This window comes from Dyella kyungheensis, assembly GCF_016905005.1.
Lineage (GTDB): Bacteria > Pseudomonadota > Gammaproteobacteria > Xanthomonadales > Rhodanobacteraceae > Dyella > Dyella kyungheensis.
The window spans coordinates 1-725 of sequence record NZ_JADIKC010000025.1 but is presented as its reverse complement, the minus strand read 5'-3'; the positions used below and the strand labels follow the sequence as shown (position 1 = coordinate 725).

Below are 725 nucleotides of genomic sequence, written 5' to 3'. Positions count from 1 at the left end.
CGTGTCCTTTGCTCAGAACGAAAGCAGACAACAGACCGTCCGCCCGCTTCACGACCACTGTCACCAGATCGAGAGCCGGCAGATAGCGCTCGGAAAGCACGGCATCGCCCTGGCCAAGGGATAGGTTCCAGATTCCGCCATACCTCTCTTCCATGCCATGACGCCTCCTTGCCCCTTTGGGTTGCCGCCAAATCATCCGCTTCGGGTCGGAGGCGGACATCACCTATTTGGGCCCATCGTACAGGTGGTCACCTAGATCGTTCGGCCAGACTGATAGATCAGGCAAATTGTCTAGCCACCTACCCAGGGCATCCGCCTCGGTCTTCGATGCGACGCACACATCTCGGCACGCGTACGAAGTTTCGACACCATCTGCCACAAGAACAGACTCAACGATTAGCCGGCCCGAGAAGTCAGCCGGAGGGCGTTCCACGGCAATTTCGCACAAGTCGATAGTCGCGCCCGGCCCAGCGGGAATGGCGACGTCGATGTCGCCACTCGCATGGCCATAGGAACCACCGGCGTAGAAAATGCTGAAATCAACGCGGACCATCCTTACCCCTTTCACTTCTGCGGCGTCCGTTATGGGTTGCGGCTTCAGCCGGTCAACGCAACACATTGCTGGAATCGTTCGGCCGGTGTTTCAAAGTTCAACGTTTGGCGCGGTCGCTCATTCAACTCCCGGGCCACGGCGTCGAGTTTAGCCTGCGAGTAGCCCGATAGGT

Annotated in this window: 1 pseudogene; it reads right to left on the bottom strand. The window is 58.6% G+C overall.

The annotated features are described in order from the left end of the window. Window positions 1-597 precede the first annotated feature (597 nt). A pseudogene (locus tag ISP20_RS21445) lies at window positions 598-725 on the bottom strand (IS30 family transposase); the annotation flags it as partial.